At 55.8% G+C, this 19984-nt stretch carries 18 protein-coding genes; all 18 read left to right on the plus strand.

The annotated features are described in order from the left end of the window. Positions 1–40 precede the first annotated feature (40 nt). Positions 41–565 carry a type VI secretion system contractile sheath small subunit gene (gene tssB / locus ECL_RS07545; RefSeq protein ID WP_008502644.1) on the plus strand — a complete coding sequence of 175 codons (525 nt, stop codon included), beginning with the start codon at positions 41–43 and terminating at the stop codon, positions 563–565. A gap of 3 nt (positions 566–568) precedes the next feature. Continuing rightward, positions 569–2068 carry a type VI secretion system contractile sheath large subunit gene (gene tssC, locus ECL_RS07550; protein ID WP_013096181.1) on the plus strand — a complete coding sequence of 500 codons (1500 nt, stop codon included), beginning with the start codon at positions 569–571 and terminating at the stop codon, positions 2066–2068. Positions 2069–2403: 335 nt separating this feature from the next. Next, on the plus strand, positions 2404–2886 hold the full coding sequence (locus ECL_RS07555; RefSeq protein WP_008502640.1) for an Hcp family type VI secretion system effector: 483 nt from the start codon (positions 2404–2406) through the stop codon (positions 2884–2886). 58 nt (positions 2887–2944) lie between these two features. Continuing rightward, positions 2945–3436: a type VI secretion system amidase effector protein Tae4 gene (locus ECL_RS07560; protein ID WP_013096182.1), complete on the plus strand. Its 492-nt coding sequence runs from the start codon at positions 2945–2947 to the stop codon at positions 3434–3436. After that, positions 3433–3786, plus strand: coding sequence for a T6SS amidase immunity protein Tai4 family protein (locus ECL_RS07565; protein ID WP_013096183.1), 354 nt, complete (start codon positions 3433–3435; stop codon positions 3784–3786). Before ECL_RS07560 ends, ECL_RS07565 begins: the two co-directional genes overlap by 4 nt. A gap of 87 nt (positions 3787–3873) precedes the next feature. Next, on the plus strand, positions 3874–5643 hold the full coding sequence (gene tagH / locus ECL_RS07570) for a type VI secretion system-associated FHA domain protein TagH (protein WP_013096184.1): 1770 nt from the start codon (positions 3874–3876) through the stop codon (positions 5641–5643). Beyond that, entirely contained in the window at positions 5640–6437 is a 798-nt protein-coding gene (locus tag ECL_RS07575; RefSeq protein ID WP_013096185.1) for a PP2C family protein-serine/threonine phosphatase, read from the plus strand. The genes tagH and ECL_RS07575 overlap by 4 nt, the downstream gene beginning before the upstream one ends. Before the next feature lie 16 nt (positions 6438–6453). Further along, a complete protein-coding gene (locus tag ECL_RS07580) occupies positions 6454–7440 on the plus strand; it encodes a hypothetical protein (RefSeq protein ID WP_013096186.1) in 987 nt (328 codons plus the stop codon). Between the two features lie 9 nt (positions 7441–7449). Beyond that, positions 7450–8262: a type VI secretion system accessory protein TagJ gene (locus ECL_RS07585; RefSeq protein ID WP_013096187.1), complete on the plus strand. Its 813-nt coding sequence runs from the start codon at positions 7450–7452 to the stop codon at positions 8260–8262. After that, entirely contained in the window at positions 8255–8818 is a 564-nt protein-coding gene (gene tssE, locus ECL_RS07590; RefSeq protein WP_013096188.1) for a type VI secretion system baseplate subunit TssE, read from the plus strand. Before ECL_RS07585 ends, tssE begins: the two co-directional genes overlap by 8 nt. Positions 8819–8820: 2 nt before the next feature. Beyond that, positions 8821–10692, plus strand: a complete 1872-nt coding sequence (gene tssF / locus ECL_RS07595) for a type VI secretion system baseplate subunit TssF (protein WP_038420938.1) — start codon at positions 8821–8823, stop codon at positions 10690–10692. Beyond that, on the plus strand, positions 10689–11732 hold the full coding sequence (tssG, locus tag ECL_RS07600) for a type VI secretion system baseplate subunit TssG (RefSeq protein WP_013096190.1): 1044 nt from the start codon (positions 10689–10691) through the stop codon (positions 11730–11732). The genes tssF and tssG overlap by 4 nt, the downstream gene beginning before the upstream one ends. A gap of 38 nt (positions 11733–11770) precedes the next feature. Next, positions 11771–14386: a type VI secretion system ATPase TssH gene (gene tssH / locus ECL_RS07605; protein WP_013096191.1), complete on the plus strand. Its 2616-nt coding sequence runs from the start codon at positions 11771–11773 to the stop codon at positions 14384–14386. A 24-nt stretch (positions 14387–14410) separates the two neighbouring features. Further along, positions 14411–15844 carry a serine/threonine protein kinase gene (locus ECL_RS07610; RefSeq protein ID WP_013096192.1) on the plus strand — a complete coding sequence of 478 codons (1434 nt, stop codon included), beginning with the start codon at positions 14411–14413 and terminating at the stop codon, positions 15842–15844. Between the two features lie 36 nt (positions 15845–15880). Continuing rightward, the gene (locus ECL_RS07615) at positions 15881–17299 is read left to right on the plus strand and encodes a Tle-like phospholipase domain-containing protein (protein ID WP_013096193.1); all 1419 of its coding nucleotides are present in this window, start codon (positions 15881–15883) and stop codon (positions 17297–17299) included. Further along, on the plus strand, positions 17296–18057 hold the full coding sequence (locus ECL_RS07620) for an ankyrin repeat domain-containing protein (protein ID WP_013096194.1): 762 nt from the start codon (positions 17296–17298) through the stop codon (positions 18055–18057). The genes ECL_RS07615 and ECL_RS07620 overlap by 4 nt, the downstream gene beginning before the upstream one ends. A gap of 316 nt (positions 18058–18373) precedes the next feature. Beyond that, on the plus strand, positions 18374–18823 hold the full coding sequence (locus ECL_RS07625) for a hypothetical protein (RefSeq protein WP_164928058.1): 450 nt from the start codon (positions 18374–18376) through the stop codon (positions 18821–18823). A 95-nt stretch (positions 18824–18918) separates the two neighbouring features. Then, positions 18919–19887, plus strand: a complete 969-nt coding sequence (locus tag ECL_RS07630; RefSeq protein WP_013087110.1) for an IS5-like element IS903B family transposase — start codon at positions 18919–18921, stop codon at positions 19885–19887. Positions 19888–19984 lie beyond the last annotated feature (97 nt).

The raw sequence follows: 19984 nt of genomic DNA on the forward strand, positions 1-19984 counted from the left end.
GTCGTTTCACCTTCACCGCGCATCTTTGATGGAGAACATCATGGCAATGAGTAACAGTGGGCAGAAATTTATCGCACGTAACCGTGCCCCCCGCGTGCAGATCGAGTACGACGTAGAGATCTACGGTGCAGAACGTAAAATTCAGCTGCCGTTCGTGATGGGCGTTATGGCCGATCTGGTCGGCAAACCGGTGGAAAATCTGCCGGCCGTCGATGAGCGTAAATTCCTCGAAATCGACATTGATAACTTTGACGAACGCATGAAGGCGCTTAAGCCACGCGTAGCGTTCCAGGTGGATAACACTCTCACCGGTGAAGGCAAGCTCAACGTCGACCTGACCTTCGACAGCATGGACGACTTCCTGCCGGATGCGGTGGCACGCAAGGTTGAGCCGCTGAACAAGCTGCTGGAAGCGCGTACTCAGCTTTCCAATCTGCTGACCTACATGGACGGTAAAAACGGCGCGGAAGAGCTGATCGCTAAAATTCTGCAAGATCCGACGCTGCTCAAATCCCTGAGCCAGTTGCCGAAAAATGACGAAAGTGCGAAAGGTAGCGAGGAGTAATCGATGAGCAACCAGACTCAACAACACGAGCAGCAGGCAGGTCAGGCGTTCAGTCAGGACGAGTTCAGCGCACTGCTGAACAAAGAGTTCCGTCCTAAAACTGACCAGGCGCGTTCCGCCGTCGAGAGCGCGGTAAAAACTCTGGCGCAGCAGGCGCTGGAAAACACCGTTACCTTCTCCAACGACACCTATCGCACCATCCAGAACCTGATTGCGGGTATCGACGAACAGCTCTCTCAGCAGGTGAATCAGATCATTCACCACGAAGAGTTTCAGAAGCTGGAGAGCGCCTGGCGCGGTCTGAGCTATCTTGTGAACAACACTGAAACCGACGAGATGCTGAAGATCCGCTTTATGAGCATCTCCAAGCAGGAGCTGGGCCGTACCCTGAAACGCTATAAGGGTGTGGGCTGGGATCAGAGCCCGATCTTCAAGAAAATCTACGAGCAGGAGTACGGTCAGTTTGGTGGTGAGCCGTTTGGCTGCATCGTCGGCGACTACTACTTTGACCACAGCCCGCAGGACGTTGAACTGCTGGGTGAAATGGCGCGCATCGGCTCTGCGGCTCACTGTCCGTTCATCACCGGTACCGCACCGGGCGTGATGCAGATGGAGTCCTGGCAGGAGCTGGCTAACCCACGCGATCTGACCAAAATCTTCCAGAACACCGAATACGCCGCCTGGCGTTCACTGCGTGAATCGGAAGATGCCCGCTATCTGGGCCTGGTGATGCCGCGCTTCCTGTCTCGCCTGCCTTACGGCATTCGTACTAACCCGGTCGACAGCTTTGACTTTGAAGAGCAGACCGACGGCGCGAACCACAACAGCTACGCCTGGGCGAATGCTGCTTACGCGATGGCGGCCAACATCAACCGCTCTTTCAAAGAGTACGGCTGGTGCACCTCCATTCGCGGCGTGGAGTCCGGCGGGGCGGTTGAAAACCTGCCGTGCCATACCTTCCCGAGCGACGACGGCGGCGTGGACATGAAATGTCCGACCGAGATCGCCATCAGCGACCGTCGCGAAGCCGAGCTGGCGAAAAATGGCTTTATGCCGCTGGTTCACCGCAAAAACTCCGACTTTGCTGCCTTCATTGGCGCGCAGTCGCTGCAAAAACCGGCCGAGTACCACGACCCGGATGCCACCGCCAACGCGCGTCTGGCCTCCCGTCTGCCGTACCTGTTCGCCTGCTGCCGCTTTGCGCATTACCTGAAGTGCATCGTGCGTGACAAAATCGGCTCCTTCCGCGAGCGCGAAGAGATGGAACGCTGGCTGAACGACTGGGTCATGAACTACGTGGACGGTGACCCGGCTAACTCCTCTCAGGAGACCAAGTCCCGCAAGCCACTGGCCGCTGCAGAAGTCCAGGTGCAGGAGATTGAAGACAACCCGGGCTACTATGCCGCGAAGTTCTTCCTGCGTCCGCACTACCAGCTGGAAGGTCTGACCGTTTCTCTGCGTCTGGTATCTAAACTGCCGTCGCTGAAGACGAAAGACGCGTAATTTTTGTGAGTTTCGCCCGGCGGCGCTACGCTTGCACGGGCCTACAATGCAACGTGAAATATAGTGACATCGCTGCACAGCGTAGGCCGGGTAAGCAAAGCGCCACCCGGCAAGAAAGTCTGGTCCTGAGAGGTTCCGGAATAACGTTCGGTAGTAAAAGACTTCTCATTCTTTCCTTTTATTCGGGAGGGAATGTAAGACTGTCAAATGACACGGGTCATTTGATGTGAGGCAGAGGTAAAATATGGACGGTTTTATTCAGCCCCATGCTTTCCTGTTTGCCATATAAGTGCTTTTTCGAAAGCAATATTGTTCATCCACGAAGAGTAGATATTATGGCTATTGATATGTTTCTGAAGGTCGAGGGTGTTACGGGCGAATCTAAAGATTCTAACCACACCGGCTGGACTGATATTACCTCCTTCTCCTGGGGCGCTTCCCAGCCAGGTAATATGAGCGTTGGCGGTGGCGGCGGTGCCGGTAAAGTTAACTTTAACGATCTGCACGTTAACGCTCTGATCGACAAATCCACCACAGCAATTCTGAAACACTGCGCCAGCGGTAAACACCTGACCAAAGTTGAGCTGTCCGTCTGTAAAGCCGGTGGCCAGCAGGTGGAATACTCTCGCATTACCCTGGAAGACGTTCTGGTAACGTCTGTTCAGTACACCGGTGCAGACAACGGCGATACCGTTGGTGTGACCTATGCATTCCAGGCTGCGAAAGTGAAACAGCAGTACTGGGAGCAGACCACCTCTGGTGGTAAAGGTGCTGAAAGCAGCGCTGGCTGGAACATCAAAGAAAACAAAGAAGCATAATAGTAGTGGGTCCGAAAGGGCCCACTTTTTCCTGAGCTTCTTTTCAAGGAGAAACAAGATGTCTCATATGCGTCCTGCTTTTGGTGCCGCCTGGAACCGATTTAAAGAAGTGAACGTCAACGTAGAACAGGTTGGCAAGTTATTGGGGGGGAAAGTTCAGCATAATATAGATGCTGGTATTTTTAAAAATGCCTGCCCCATTCGTATGAGCTATGTTTTAAATTATTGTGGCATTCCAGTTCCTTCTAATAGTAAATATGCAACTGTGACCGGGAGCGACAAGAAGCGATATATGTTCCGTGTTAAAGATATGATTGCTTTTTTACCCACGGTATTGGGAAAAGCTGACATATCTGTTTCTTCTCCAACCCCAGCACAATTTGCGGGCAAGCAAGGTATTATTATTTTTACCGGGCATGGCTGGCTTGATGCAACCGGGCATGTAACACTCTGGAACGGAAATATTTGTTCGGATGATTGTCATTTCCTTGGCTCACCGGGTAATGGTTCATTTATCCCTACTAACGCAACCTTCTGGAGCCTGAAATGAAAAAGCCATTGCTCTTTGTCTTAGCCTTCGTTGCCTCCGCCGCAAATGCCCAGACGTTGCCTGATATCAGTACTTTTTCTCAACAACAAATCTTCGAAAACTGGGTGCAGAATCGATGCATCGGTAAGATTGCGGACAGTAAAAGCCTGAAAGAAGATGCTGACGCCAGCGCCGCGGCATGGCTGGAAGCAAGCAATCTGCCTGCTGAGAATTTTGAAAAAGCTGATGAGGTGATTGTTTCTTTACTGAAACAGAAGGTAGGTGGTACCGAGCCTGGTCATTATCAGATATTGAAGTGCACCTTGATCGCTAATAGTGACGCTATTCGACCACTCAAATCCTCAAAGTAGTAAAGATGAAATCGGCCCCAAACGCCGCCGTTCTCATCCCTGAGAGCGGCAGCGTTTGAGCGCTAATCATACCAGCAGGAATACGCCATGCGATTCACGATTATTTCTACGAAACCCGGTCATCAGCCGCCGCAGAGCAGTTGTGATTTTTATGCCCCCGGGGGCACTATTGGGCGCGGTACGGATAACAATCTGGTACTGCCGGACAATGACCGTACCATCTCGCGCCTGCAGGCTATTGTTCACGTTGACGCCCAGGGCGAATGCCGCGTGACCAACCGTGGCAGCGTCACCCGCGTGGTTTTGAACGACATCCCGCTGGAGCGGGGGCGTCAGGTAGAGCTGCAGGACGGGGATATTCTCGGTATTGATGACTACCGCATCGAAGTGACGGAACTTATCCACGACACGCAGCCGGTGAGCCGCATGGCCGCCAGTATGCAGCAGCAGGCTCGCCCGACAGTGGCGCCGACACCTGCTCCGCAGCCGAAGCCAGCCAGTGCCGCACCGCGCGGCAAGGCGGAGCCAACGGCCGTGCCGTCGGAAATCTGGGATAGCCTGATGCAGGAGTTCTCTATCTCTGACAGCATCTCCAGCAACCGCGCGAAACCGCAGCCTGCGGCGTCCCACGATCCCTTCTCGCAACCCGCGGCACCCGAGCGTAACGCTGAAGACCCGCTGGCAATGTTTAATGACAGCGAGCCGAAGCTTGAGCGTAAGAATGTCGATCCCGACACGCTGTTCAGCGATGAAGCATTGTTCAAAAAAGAGAGCATTTTTGACGATGTCACCCCTTCAACGCTGGTGCCGCCGGTAGAGAGCAAACCTGCGCCTGCAGAAGAGGCGACGGATGAACTCGACCCGCTGGCCCTGTTTGGTGGTTCGGCCAGCGCGCCAGCCGCGCGTAACGATGATCCGCTCGGGCTGATGGGCGGGGCGCCATTAACCCATCCGGATGAGATCGTGCCTGAGCCATCTGCACCCGCGCCAGAGCCAGAGGCCGTACCGCAGGACGATCCGCTGGCGGATTCTCCGCTGTTTGCTCCTGAGCCACAGGATCCACCGCGTGCGGAAGAGGAAGAGCCGGTACGTACCGATTACGCAGGCTTTACTATGCCTACGCCGCAGGCCGTCGCACGCAGCAGCGCACAGACGCCGAAGGGACGTCTGCGTATCGACCCGGTCAAAAACGCGGCTGTGCCAAGCGCTACGGCGCAAAACGGTGAGAAAGGCGAGGTGCTGCAGGGCGAGCTGCTGGAGGCGCTGCTGGAAGGGATGGGCCTGAGCGAAATGCAGCCGGTGCCGCAGTTTGACCGTGAAAATATGCGTCAGTTGGGACAGATCCTCGGCATGTTCTCGCAGGGCACCGTGGCGTTGCTCTCTTCGCGCTCTATCCTCAAGCGCGGCGTAAAAGCCGATATGACCATGGTGCTGGACGATGCCAACAACCCGTTCAAGCTGCTGCCGACCGGGAAAACGGTCCTGATTCAGATGTTCGGTACGCCGATGCCGGGCTTTATGCCACCCACCAAATCAGTGCGTGACGCGCTAATCGATCTGCAGGCGCATCAGCTGGGGATGATCTCCGGTATCCGCGCCATCATCGCCGCAATGCTGCAGTCCTTTAACCCGGAGCAACTGGAAGAGCAGGCGAAGCAGAACGGCATGACCTCTCGTCTGGCGCTGCCGGGCAGCCGCAAAGCCGCGCTGTGGGACTACTTTGTTCGCAGCTATGGCGAGACGGCCGGTGAGATTGAGGATGACTTCCACACCCTGTTTGGCGAAGCGTTCCTTCATGCCTATGACATGGAGGTCAATCAGTACAAAGACTCACAGAGCGGATCGGAAGAAAAATGAATATCGCAACGGCTTCTCTCTCCCGCCAGGGAACGCGCGCCAGCAATCAGGACCAGACGGGAGAAACCATAGGGGAACGTTCAGCCTGCTTTGTCGTCTGTGACGGCATCGCTGGTCTGCCGGGCGGTGAGGTGGCCGCTGAACTGGCCCGCAACAGCATCATCTCCCGTTTTGATGGCGACAAACACCTTAACGCGCAGCATATTCGTGACTATGTGCAAACCGCGAATCGCACCATTCTCAGCGAACAGCAGGCGGTGCAGGACTATCGCCGGATGGGTACCACCCTGGTCAGCCTGTTTATCGACCGGGATTACCGTCTGGCCTACTGGGCACACGCCGGGGACAGCCGTCTGTACCTGTTTCGTCGCGGCTGGCTGTGGCATGTCACCACCGACCACAGCCTGGTTCAGCAGATGAAAGATGCCGGTCACCAGACCGATAACCTCAACAGCAACCTGCTGTATCTGGCGCTGGGCATTGAAAACGGTGGCCCGGAAGCGAGCTACAGCGACGTGGTGCAGGTTGAAGACGGCGATGCCTTTTTACTCTGCACCGACGGTTTCTGGCACGGCGTCAGCGAAGAGCAGATGAAACAGTCGCTGCATATGGTCAACACCCCACAGGAGTGGCTGACCTTAATGAACCAAATCATTCAAAAGAATGCTGAACAGGAGGGGAATGCTCAGGATAACTATACGGCGCTGGCGGTATGGATGGGCAACCCTCAGGACACCACTTTGCTGCATACGCTCTCTGACGCAGCACAATTTCTTCCCTGCGGAACTGACTAGACACACAAGGAACGATATGAAACTTTGGCTATCGGGTTTGGCACTTCTGGCGGTGGCCTCCACCGCCCAGGCTGAAAATTTCCGCATCGTGCAGTCTCCTGCGCAGAAGCTGGATATCTGGATCGACAACATCAAAGACAACACCCCGCAGAGCTGGTGTAAATCAGAGATTGCGCTGCGCATTGTGGCGAACGGCAATAAAGACGTTTCAGTGCTGGAAAACTTTGTTCCGCGTCTCGGCTCGCTGCTGGAACACCAGTGCAGCAAAGTGAATAAGCTGAGCTGGGCCCTCAACGATCCGGCAGGGACTACGCTTGCGCAGGGAACAGCAGACAAAGCTCAGGAGTGGAAGCTGGTGGTGAAACAGCAGCAGACGACACCCGCTGCGACCCAGACCAGCGGCGCGTTACTGCCACCTGACCAGAACGCTGAAACCAACACGGTGGCCGCTGACCGCACACCGTGGCAGGAGTTTACCCTCCAGGACGGCTGCCATCTGCGCACCTTCTGGGAAGGGGGATCTTCCGCGCCGGCGCTGTTTATTCCGGATTCCGACACGACCCGCTGCGGCAACGGCAGCTGGCTGAGCGGCCACACGGTTATCTCGCAGACCCGCAGCGGCGGTCAAAAAGAGATAGCGGTGACCTACATTCACGGCTTCCCGGTGATGGGGCTGAATCAAAGCGTCGACCCGGAACATGCCCTGATCACCTCCGTCAACAAAGAGCGTATGGTCTTCAGCACCCCGAACAGCGACCAGAGCTGGATGATCCTGCCTTACGACAGCGCCCTGAACGGCTGGAAAAGCAACGGCACGGTGGCCGTGGAGATCTCGCGTGAAACCGCCAGCGACGATGCAAAACTGCAGGCGCGTATTGCTGCAGTGAAGAAGGTCTGGAGCGCCTGGGTTACCCCTGGCACCACGTTGAATATTGTCCTGATTGATACCCTGCGTCCTCAGCTGCGTGACCCGGCAGTGGGCGCCTGGCGCGCGGCAAACTAAGGAATGGCTATGAATACGCTCTATCAACATCTGGCGGGCGAGTCGCTCAGCGACGCGCTGGTGCGTCTTGAAAACGAGATTAAAGCCCGTCCGGCGGATGCCGATCTCCGTGCCGCGTTTGTGCAGTTTCTCACCCTCAGCGGTAACTGGACGCGCGCGCTGACCCAGCTGAAAAGCTGGCTGGCGCTTAAGCCGCAGGCGAAACCCACCGTCACCCTGCTGGAGCAGTGCATTCAGGGAGAACTGCAGCGCGCGCAGGTGATGGCGGGAGAACGTCGTCCGGCCATGCCGGAAGCCCAGTGGCCATGGCTGACCACCCTTGCTGCCGCGCTGAGCGAGAGCGATGAACGCGCTCACGCGCTGCGTCTGGAAGCCCTTGAACAGGCGCAGGCGAGCGCGGGGCAATGGACGCTAGAGAATGATGAGACGCAGACCTTTGAATGGCTGATGGACGGCGATGCCCGTCTGGGGCCGGTGTGCGAAACCCTTGTTAACGGCCGTTACTTCTGGCTGCCGTTTAGCGCTATCGCAGAGATCCGTTTCCAGACGCCGGCCAGCGTCACCGATCTGGTCTGGCGTCATGCGCTGGTGCGTTTGACCGATGGGACGGAGCAGGTGTGTCAGATCCCGGCGCGTTATCCTTTTGCAGCCGATGCCTCTGACGCCGTTAAACTCGCACGCACCACCGAGTGGCTGCCGCTCGATGATGACGGCACTCTGTATGAAGGGTTGGGGCAGAAAGCCTGGCTCAGCGAGCAAAGCGAAAGCCCGCTGCTGTCGCTGAGTCTCGTTACTTTTGCAACGGATGGAGCCCATGAGTAATCCTGCTGGCGAAGGCGATCTGCTGCGCAGCGGCTGGCAAGCCCGCAGTAAGCAGGAGAAGGTGGGGGCGCGCGATAAAATGCAGCCCTCGCTGCTCGATCGCCTCACCGATAACGACCCGGAGAAAAAGCGCGAGTCGGCCAACAGCAACCTGATCACCCATGCCGCGCTGCGTCGCAACGTGCTGCGGGATCTGCAGTGGCTGTTTAATACCATCAATCACGACGCCTCCGGCGATTTGAGCATGCTGCCACACGTAAGCCGTTCGGTAGTGAATTTTGGCGTTGCGCCGCTGGCCGGAAAGCGCATGTCGGATATCGAATGGCACGACATTCAGCGCAAACTCACCGAGGCCATTGTCAACTTTGAACCCCGCATTTTGCCCCAGGGGCTGCAGGTCCGCTGTGTGTCGGACACCTCCTCGCTGGATCTGCACAACGTGCTCTCCATCGAGATAAAAGGGCGTTTGTGGTGTGTGCCGTACCCGCTGGAGTTTCTGTTTCGTACCGATGTCGATCTGGAAAACGGCCACTTTGAACTGAAAGATGCGGGGTGATCGTGGAAAGTAAACTGCTCGAATATTACAACCGTGAGCTGGCCTATCTGCGTGAGATGGGCGCCGAATTTGCCGAGCGCTATCCCAAAGTGGCCGGACGGCTGGGCATGCGCGGCATCGAAGTGGCGGATCCGTACACCGAACGACTGATGGAGGGCTTTGCCTTTCTGACCTCGCGCGTGCAGATGAAAATGGACGCGGAGTTTCCGCGCTTCTCCCAGCGCTTGCTGGAGATGATTGCGCCGAACTATCTCGCGCCCACTCCGTCCATGGCGATTGCTGAAATTCAGCCTGACAGCAGCCGTGGCGATTTGAGCAACGGTTTTATCGTGCCACGCGGCACAATGATGGACAGCCTGGCGCTGAAGAAAACCGGCGTGACCTGCAGCTACACCACGGCGCATGAGGTGAACCTGCTGCCGCTGAAAATCGACAAGGTTGAGCTGGGCGGTGTGCCTGCCGACCTGCCCCTGACACAGCTTGGTCTGGGCCAGCAGGGGATCAGCAGCGCCTTACGGATCCGCATTGCCTGCGACGGTCCGCAAAACCTCGGCCACCTTGATTTTGACCGGCTGGAGTTTTTCCTTAGTGGCCCGGATATCGAGGCGTTAAAGCTGCTGGAGCTGGTAATGGAGCACCATGTCGGGGTGGTCTGCCAGACCGTCAGCAAACATCCGCAGCGTGATGTGCTGGCGTCTGATGCCCTGCGTCAGGAAGGGTTTGACGCGGATCAGTCGCTACTCCCGGACGATCTGCGCAACTTTGACGGCTACCGTCTGTTGCAGGAGTACTTTGCTTTTCCGGCCCGTTTCCGCTTCATCAGCCTGAGCGGGCTGAGCAAACTGATCCAGCGCTGCGAAAACGAAAAAGCCTTCGATATCTTCATTCTGCTGGATAAAACCGATGAACAGCTGGAGCGCGTTGTCGATGCCAGCCATCTGGCCCTGCACTGCACGCCAGTGATCAACCTGTTCCCGAAGGTAGCGGCGCGTCAGAAGCTGAGCGAAGGCCAGCATGAATACCATCTGGTGGTGGATAACATCCGCCCGCTGGATTATGAAATTTACGCGGTAAACAAGATATACGGCAGTGCGGATGGTCAGCGCGACGACCAGACGTTTCGTCCGTTCTGGAGCACCTGGAGCGGCGATGCAGGCAACTACGGGGCCTACTTTTCCCTGCGCCGGGAACAACGCGTGCTCTCTGAGCACGCCCTGCGTTACGGCACCCGCACCGGCTACATTGGCTCAGAGGTCTTTGTCTCGCTGGTGGATGAGCAGCATGCACCCTGGCAGGAGAACCTGCGCTATATCTCCGCCGAGGTGCTGTGCACCAGCCGGGATCTGCCGCTGATGCTGCAGCAGGAGCTGGGACAGTTCATTATGGCTGACTCCATGCCGGTGAAGTCGCTGACCTTGCGTAAGGGGCCGACGCCGCCGCGTCCGGCGCTGGCAGAAGGGTTCAGCACCTGGCGGTTGATCAGCCAGCTACAGATGAACTACCTCAGCCTGATGGACAGTGAAAACGAAGAGGGCGCCGCCGCGCTGCGTCAGCTGTTAGGGCTGTACGCCAATCTCGCGGAGACGCCGGTTGCGCGTCAGGTAGAAGGGGTTCGTCACTGCGTGCTGGAGCCGGTTCACCGCCGCGTGCCCGAGCCGGGACCGGTCGTCTTCGCCCGTGGCATCGGCATTACCCTGACGGTGGATGAACGTGCGTTTTCCGGTGCCAGTCCCTGGCTTTTCGGTAGCGTGCTGGAGCGGCTGTTTGCCCGTCTGGTGTCGATCAACAGCTTCACGGAATTCACCCTGAAAAGTCAGCAGCGCGGCGAGATCGGCTACTGGGCGCCGCGTATGGGCAAAAGGGCACTGGTATGAGCGACGTTGTCACTGCGCCACTGAAGGTCCATCGTCTGACGCCGCTGCCGGACAGTTTCTGGCGCGGGGTTCGCGAGACGCCATGGCGCTACGATCTGTTCCAGCTGTTAAGGCGCATTGATGCTCAGGGCGGGGAACGCTACCCGCTGGGGCGTGCGCCGCTGCCAAAATTCGAGCCGCTACGCCTGGGCCAGCAGCCGTCGATGAGTTTTGCACCTTCGACGGTGGCGCAGGTACGCCAGCGCGAAGGCAACGGGCTGCACGAGGTCTCCATTCTGAGCTTCGGCCTGTTTGGTCCTAACGGGCCGCTGCCGGTTCACATGACCGAGTACGCCCGCGAGCGGATCCATCATCATCAGGACACCAGCCTGAGCGCGTTTGCCGATCTGTTCCATCATCGTCTGACGCTGCTGTTTTATCGCGCCTGGGCCGATGCGCAGCCTGCCGTCTCCCTCGACCGCGCCGACAATAAACGTTTTGAGGGATATCTGGCGTCGTTGATTGGTATGGGGCAGCCCGGCCAGATGGACAAAGGCAGCCTGAGCGCCCATGCCCGCTTTACCCACGCCGGACACCTGACCCGCCACGGACGGGATCCTGAAGGTCTGGAAAAAATCCTGCGTAACTATTTTAAAGCCCCGGTCAAACTGATCGCCAACGTACCGCAGTGGATGCCGCTTTCACCGCGCGAGCAGGCGCAGCTGGGAGCAGGACGCCGCGTGCCGCGGATGGGCGAATCTGCGTTTCTGGGCGTGGCGGTCCGCGATGTGCAGCATAAATTTCGCATCGAGATTGGCCCACTCAGCGCGGAAGAGTACAACCGGTTTTTGCCCGGTGAAGCATGGGTAACCGAACTGCGGGACTGGGTACGCCAGTACGCAGGGGTGGAATTTGAATGGGAAACACGGGTGATCCTGCGCGCTGACGCCGTGCAGGGCGCCACGCTCGGCAGCACCGGGCGATTGGGGTACAACACCTGGCTGGGCCTTCAGCCGCAGCCTGTCCCGCGTGGCGATCTGGTGTATCGCGCAGAGCGGTAATCCTTCCGTATACCGAATCATTGTTAATGGAAACTAACATGTCAGAAATTAGCCGTGCCGTGCTTTTCGGCAAACTGGATACGCTGTTATTTACCTCTCTGGAAAGCGCCACCGCGTTCTGCAAGCTGCGCGGCAACCCCTACGTCGAGCTGGTGCACTGGCTGCATCAGTTGATGCAGCAGCAGGATGGCGATCTGCAACAGGTGATCCGTCATTTTGCCCTCGACGAACAGCAGCTGACGCGCGATATCGTGGCGGCGCTCGATGCCCTGCCGCGCGGAGCCAGTTCCGTTTCCGATCTCTCCGAACATATCGACAGCGCCGTCGAGCGCGCCTGGGTCTATGGATCGCTGAAGTTTGGCGTCAGCCGTATCCGCGGCGGCCATCTGCTGATCGGCATTCTGAAAACCTGGAATCTGGCGAACGTGCTGAAGAGCATCTCGGCGCAGTTTACCCGTCTTAACGTCGAGGTGCTGATTGAGCAGTTCGATACTATCTGTGCTAACAGCAAAGAGACGCAGCAGGCCGCTGCCGCAGTGGATGCGCCAGCCGGTTCGGTGCCTGCTGCCCAGGGGACGCTGGCCCAGTATGGTCAGGACCTGACCGCCCGTGCCCGTGAAGGCAAAATTGACCCGGTGGTTGGGCGCGATGAAGAGATCCGCCAGATGATCGATATCCTGATGCGTCGCCGCCAGAACAACCCGCTGCTGACCGGGGAAGCCGGCGTCGGAAAAACGGCGGTGGTGGAAGGGCTGGCGCTGCGCATCGCCGACGGCGATGTGCCGGAGCCGCTGCAAAACATTCAGCTGTGGCTGCTGGATATCGGTATGCTGCAGGCCGGTGCCGGGATGAAAGGCGAGTTCGAAGCCCGTCTGCAGGCATTAATCAATGAAGTGCAGTCCAGCGCCACGCCAGTCATTCTGTTTATCGATGAAATCCACACCCTGATCGGTGCGGGCGGTCAGCAGGGCACCGGTGATGCCGCCAACCTGCTGAAGCCAGCGCTGGCGCGTGGACAACTGCGTACCATTGGCGCCACTACCTGGGCGGAATACAAAAAATACATCGAGAAAGATCCGGCACTGACCCGTCGCTTCCAGACGGTGCAGGTACATGAACCCGATGAGGCCAAAGCGGTTCTGATGCTGCGCAGCACCGTGTCGCCGCTGGAGACCCACCACCAGGTCTTACTGCTCGACGAAGCGGTTAGCGCAGCCGTGAAGCTTTCGCATCGCTACATTCCGGCCCGTCAGTTGCCGGATAAAGCCGTTGCGCTGCTGGATACGGCCTGCGCCCGCGTGGCGGTGAGCCAGAGTGCACCTCCGGCGCAGCTGGAAGATTGCCTGCGCCATCTTGCGGCGCTGGACGTAGAAATTGAGATAGCGGAGCGCGAAGCGCGCGTCGGTGCAGGGGAATCTGAGCGCGTCACGGCATTAACCGCAGAGCGTGACGCGTATGAGGCCAAACGTGAGGCCCTGGCCCGGCGCTGGGAAGACGAGCGTAGCCTGGTGCAGGAGATCATTCGCCTGCGTGCCGCACTGTTTGCGGCGGGTGATGAGGATACCGCTGAGCTGCGCAGCCAACTGGCAGAGCAGCAGCAGGCGCTGAACGCCTTACAGGGTGATGAACCGTTGCTGTTTGCCGCTGTGGATGAAAACGTGGTGGCGGCCGTAGTCTCTGACTGGACCGGCATCCCGCTGGGCCGGATGGTGAAAAACGAGATTGATGCGGTACTGAACCTCGCCGACACGCTGAACCAGCGGGTGATTGGCCAGCGTCACGGTCTGGATCTGATTGCCCGCCGGGTGAAAACCTCCCGGGCAAAACTCGATGATCCGAACAAGCCGGTTGGCGTGTTTATGCTCTGTGGCCCGTCCGGCGTGGGGAAAACCGAAACCGCGCTGGCGCTGGCGGAGTCGCTGTACGGTGGTGAGCAGAACGTCATTACCATCAATATGAGTGAATTCCAGGAAGCGCACACCGTTTCCACCTTAAAAGGTGCACCCCCGGGATACGTCGGGTATGGTGAAGGCGGGGTGTTAACCGAGGCCGTCCGTCGCCGTCCTTACAGCGTGGTGCTGCTGGACGAAATCGAAAAAGCGCACCCGGACGTACATGAGATCTTCTTCCAGGTCTTCGACAAAGGCTGGATGGAGGATGGCGAAGGTCGTCACATTGATTTCCGTAATACGATTATTATTCTGACGTCTAACGTCGGGACCGAGCTTATCAGCGCCATGTGTGCCGATCCGGAACTGATGCCGGAGCCGGAGGCGTTAAGCGGGGCGCTGCGCCAGCCGCTGCTGGAGGTGTTCCCACCGGCGCTGCTGGGCCGTCTGCTGGTGGTGCCGTACTATCCGCTGAGCGACGCGATGCTGGGGCAGATTGTTCGCCTGCAGCTCAAACGCATTCAGCGTCGGCTGGAAGAGAATCACAATATTATTTCCGAGTTTGATGACAGCGTTGTAGAACAGATTGTTCAGCGCTGTACCGAGGTGGAATCAGGTGGACGTATGGTGGATGCGATCCTGACCAACACCTTGCTGCCTCAGATGAGTCAGATATTACTTACCGCCAGCCGCAGCGACGAGCAGTACCGACGTCTGCATGTCACCTGCGAGCAGGGCGAGTTTCACTGTCAGTTTGCCGCGTAATAATCATCAAGAGAACTGTAAAAGATGACGGATAATGATAACAATCGGACTGTCCCAAACGCGCTCCCGGTCGGGTATCGCTTCAACGAGTTTGAAATTAAAGAGGTGATTGGCGGCGGCGGATTCGGCATCGTCTATCGCGCCTGGGATCACCAGCTCGAACGCACTATCGCTATCAAAGAATTTATGCCTTCCTCGCTCGCCGTGCGCGGCGACGACATGACGCTGGTACTGCGCAGCGAACGCTTTGGCAAAGCGTTTTCGGCGGGGCTGAACAGCTTCATTCAGGAAGCCCGCCTGCTGGCGCGCTTCAACCACCCGAACCTGCTGCACGTGTTGCGCTTCTGGGTGCAAAACGATACGGCTTACATGGGCACGCTGTTTTACAGCGGCACCACGCTTTCTCGCCTGCGCGAGGAGAAGCCGGAGCTGATTAACGAGGCATGGATCCGTCGTACGCTGCCGATGCTGTTTGGCGCAATCAAGACCATCCATGACGAGGGCTATCTGCACCGCGATATTTCGCTGGATAACATTCAGATCCAGGATAACGGCCTGCCGGTGCTGCTGGACTTCGGCTCCGCGCGTCGCACCATCGGTAACCTCTCTGACGAAACCGAGACCATGCTGCGTCCGGGCTTTGCGCCTATCGAGCAGTACACCGACGACAACGAAAGCGAGCAGGGACCGTGGACGGATATCTACGCGCTCGGCGCGGTGCTGCGCACCCTGATCGTGGGCTCACCGCCGCCGGTCAGCGTGGTGCGTTCTATTCAGGATACCTGCAAACCGCTGGCGGAAATCCAGCCGCAGGGGTACTCCCTGTCGCTGTTGCAGGCTATCGACCGTGCCCTGGCTTTGCACATGGAAGACCGTCCGCAGTCTATTGATGAGTTCGCGGCGTTAATCGAGATGCCGGTCGCCGGTATCGATGACGTGCTGACTGCTAAAAAACCGGGCACCATGCTGGTGCCGGTGGAAGAAGAGGCACCGGCTTCGGCATTTGACTGGCGTCGTTACAAGATCCCCGGGATGGTTGCCGCGGGTGTGCTGGTTGGGGTGGTCGCTGGCGCGATGCTGTTCAGCGGCGGCCACGATGCGCCAGAACAGGCTGCGCAAGCGCCGGAAGCATCCCGCACGACGGAAACCGCATCGAACGCGCCAGATGTCAAACAGGAGACCGCGAAGGTAAGCGAACAAGCGGCAACGCCTGCGACAGCGCAACCGACGCCGCCACCGGTTGAAGCCAGCCCGATTGCTCTGGTCTACATTCGCATCCTTGACGGCGAGACGTTGAAAGTGAACGGCGAGCCGAAAGCGCTGCGTCCGGCGAACAACGGCTATGCATCGCTCAAGCTGCCTGCGGGTGAGGTGAGCATTGAACTGCAGGGCAACGGCAGAACCCGTAGCCAGACGCTGGATATCGTGAAGCCTGGCACCTGGCTGGTGAATCCGTAAACAAGGCGAAAAGGGACTGGTAACAGGACGGAGCGAATGTACAACATAAAATTTGTCTATCTTTTCAGCGAGAACGTCTCGCCCGCGCTTTTTGCGAAAATTATCCACCCGTCCGTTGCCGGGCAGTGGATTATGTCGGTGCCCGACAATTCGCTGCGCTCGCTGTTTACACGTTACGACTTGCTGCACTCCATCACTGGCGCGAATCCTTACCAGTCCGGGCGCGATATCCGTAAGCTGATTGTGCAGGATCTCGACATGGGCAGAGTGGTGGCGATCGACGAGAGCTATCGTAACTGGTCGTCAGTGACGGAGATATTTTATATCAATGCTGATGGCCGTCTGCAGGCTGCCTCGCTGGACGGTCTGGGCTGGTACCCGGTGAGTACAATTGTCGACCGCTACGAAACCATGGTGCGAACCTATGGCTCCCGCCCTGCGCCAACGGTGCTGCCGAAACAGGTAGTCAAATCCAAAGCGGCACAGATGCCGGATGAGCCGACGCCGGGCAAAGACGGTAAAACCTATGCGGCACAGCTGGAGAATATGACCAAAGCTGAACGCTGGCAGGCGCGTAAGGATCTGATTGCGAAGGGGAGTAATAGCCTCTATCCGGATGCGCAAATCGCGGCTAAGCGGCTGGCGGCGAATAATATCGCGGTTGAGAAAGCGAAGCTGGCAGAGAATGTGTATAAGACCGTGAACCCGCTTGAGGCCACGCCGGGAGTACCGGAGGGGTGGAAGGATATCAGTAATGATGCGGGTGCTTTGAAGAAATATGGTCTGGATAAAGAAGTTCTTTTTGACCATGCCGATACGCCTGACTTCCTGGCGCGAGTTTATCAACCTGATTCTGCGGTTTTTGGCAGTGACATGAATCCAACAATCGTGTTCAGAGGATCAAGGCAACCTGAGTTTTTTCCCACGAAGAACATGGCTGACTGGATAAACAATGGTGCTCAAGGTTTAGGTATGGAGTCGGATTATTATAAGCGGGCAGTACGCTTGGGATCACGTCTGGCTAAATCGGTATCTAAAATCGATATTGCAGGCCACTCTCTGGGTGGTGGGTTGGCCTCTGCTACCTCTATCGCAAGCGGTCAGGCTGGATGGACATTCAATGCGGCTGGTCTGCATTCAACCACTGTTGAAAAATACGGTGGAAGCTTGCTGGGTGAGGCGGATAATATTCAGGCTTATCGTGTTGAAGGTGAATTGCTGACAAAAATCCAGGAAGTTAATCTGGCGGAAGACTATAAAATGTTGAAAGGCCACATCCCAACGCTTATAGCCAAAGAAGAAATCTCTGCCATTATGCCTAATGCTGCTGGAGTTGTTCACGATCTTCCCGGCGGGACAGGCGGTCCATTGGACCGCCATGGCATTGGTCAGGCAATAGATTGCATAGAACAGCAAAAGGATGAAGACATTTCAATTATTAGGAGTCGTGCATGAAATCGTTCTTATCAGGCTGGATAATGCTTTGTTTGATTTTAATGGTTCAGGGGTGTAAACAAAATATGGATTTAAAACCAGATAATTACTTTAGCGGACAACAGCTCACATTAGCTCGTGCAATCGAGAATGGCGAAGTTGATGAGGTAATTAAATTAGCGTCAGGGACGGATTTAAACAAGCCCGGTAAAGAAGATATGACATTGTTATTTTGGGCTGTCATGAATTCGATCAATAATCAGAAAACACCGGAGCGGTTAAATGTTATCACCATGCTGATTAAAGCGGGTGCAGACCCTCTGCAACCGAGGCCACAAGGAAAAAATAGTCCAGCTGAGTTTGTTTTAATGGCAGACAACGCGGACTGGATCAAGGCGATGTTAAATGCGGGTTTATCGCCAAATGCCGTTGATAAAACTTTTGGGAAACCAATTATTTTCCAAACACTTGAAGCCAAAAACACCAAGACGTTGCAGGCTATGCTTGATAAAGGTGCCGATATAAATATCACCGATTCTTTGGGAAATACACTACTTATTGATGCCCTGGATTTCCACTCGTACGATCATGTTCTTCTTTTACTTGAACGCGGGGCTGACCCTGAAATCAAAGCTGATAATGGTTGGACGATGGGTAATCAGTTGCAGCGTTTCCTCGATAGGGCGAAGGTAGGCAGCGACGAATATAAAAAACTTAACGAAATTAAAGATGTGCTTATTCAACATGGCGGAAAATGGCCACCAACTCCGGTTAAATAGGAAACGTATAACATATGCATCTTACTGCTCGTCGGATGCCGATTTTCATATTTCTATTACAGGGATGTATATAGAAGCCAAATCCGCAAGACTACTTAAGCGGCAAGCTAGGTGAAGTTAAAAAAGCTCCCGTAAATCGCTCTTAACAAACCCAGATAACATGATATGACCTGTTGTTCTGGGCGGTTGGATGGTCTTTTAACTGACACAAAAGAAGATGATAAGTCATATCAACCCTTAAACCAAATAAAAGAAAAATGAATCATTACGGCGGTAAATGGCCACTTGCGGCAGTATAATAAGAGATAAACAGGTCATGACTGTAAAAGACAAAGTTTTCTTTTTCTGGGGTGGCATGGATACTCTTGCCATCATACTTTATTGTCTGAATTCAGTGCAGAAGGGAAGAATGCCTGTCATTTCGGATGCTTTATCATTTATTGATTTATGGTCTGCACACAGCACTTTGGTGCCTGGTGCGCTGGTGTTACTTCTTTTTGCTTTGGATTTAGGGCTACTGCTTTCTTTTGTTCTCTCGGCAATTTTTTTCTTTAAGCGGCAACGCTGTGCAGTTAAGTTCGCTCTGTTTCAAGAAGTTTTTCGGTTGATCTCATTTCGCTGTTCCGTTGCGTTTTTCCCGCTGCTTGCAGATGTTACTAGTATATCGAATGTTTGGGTTAATCTTGTTTTGTTTATGATCTCCGAGACGCTGAAATTGTACTCCCTAATATATTATAAATATGCTAAGAAAGGGGTTCGTGCGTAGTAAAGGCTTTTAATCAAGCGCTGAAGGGATATGTGTATTCGAAGCTTTTTTGCATTAGTTATCGGCTTTGTTGAATAAATCGAACTTTTGCTGAGTTGAAGGATCAGATCACGTATCTTCCCGACAACGCAGACCGTTCCGTGGCAAAGCAAAAGTTCAAAATCACCAACTGGCCCACCTACAATAAAGCCCTCATCAACCGTGGCTCCATAACTTTCTGGCTGGATGATGAAGCTATTCAGGCCTGGTATGAGTCAGCAACACCTTCTTCACGAGGCAGACCTCAGCGCTATTCTGACCTTGCCATCACTACTGTGCTGGTCATTAAACGCGTATTCAGGCTGACCCTGCGGGCTGCGCAGGGCTTTATTGATTCCATTTTTTCTCTGATGAACGTTCCGCTACGCTGCCCGGATTACAGCTGTGTCAGCAGGCGGGCAAAGTCGGTTAATGTCAGTTTCAAAACGCCCACCCGGGGTGAAATCGCACACCTGGTAATTGATTCCACCGGGCTGAAGGTCTTCGGTGAAGGCGAGTGGAAAGTCAAAAAGCATGGCCAGGAACGCCGCCGTATCTGGCGTAAGCTGCATCTCGCCGTTGACAGTAAAACACATGAAATCATCTGCGCTGACCTGTCGCTGAACAACGTTACGGACTCAGAGGCCTTCCCCGGGTTAATCCGGCAAACCCACCGGAAAATCAGGTCAGCCGCCGCCGATGGCGCTTACGATACCCGGCTATGTCACGATGAACTGCGGCGTAAGAAAATCAGCGCGCTTATCCCTCCCCGAAAAGGTGCGGGTTACTGGCCCGGTGAATATGCAGACCGTAACCGTGCAGTGGCTAATCAGCGAATGACCGGGAGTAATGCGCGGTGGAAATGGACAACAGATTACAACCGTCGCTCGATAGCGGAAACGGCGATGTACCGGGTAAAACAGCTGTTCGGGGGTTCACTGACGCTGCGTGACTACGATGGTCAGGTTGCGGAGGCTATGGCCCTGGTACGAGCGCTGAACAAAATGACGAAAGCAGGTATACCTGAAAGCGTGCGTATTGCCTGAAAACACAACCCGCTACGGGGGAGACTTACCCGAAATCTGATTTATTCAACAAAGCCTTAGTTATCATAAATCTTTTGCGAGGATGCAGCTGGGATAG

Origin of the sequence: Enterobacter cloacae subsp. cloacae ATCC 13047 (genome assembly GCF_000025565.1) — a bacterium.
Classification (GTDB): Bacteria; Pseudomonadota; Gammaproteobacteria; order Enterobacterales; family Enterobacteriaceae; genus Enterobacter; species Enterobacter cloacae.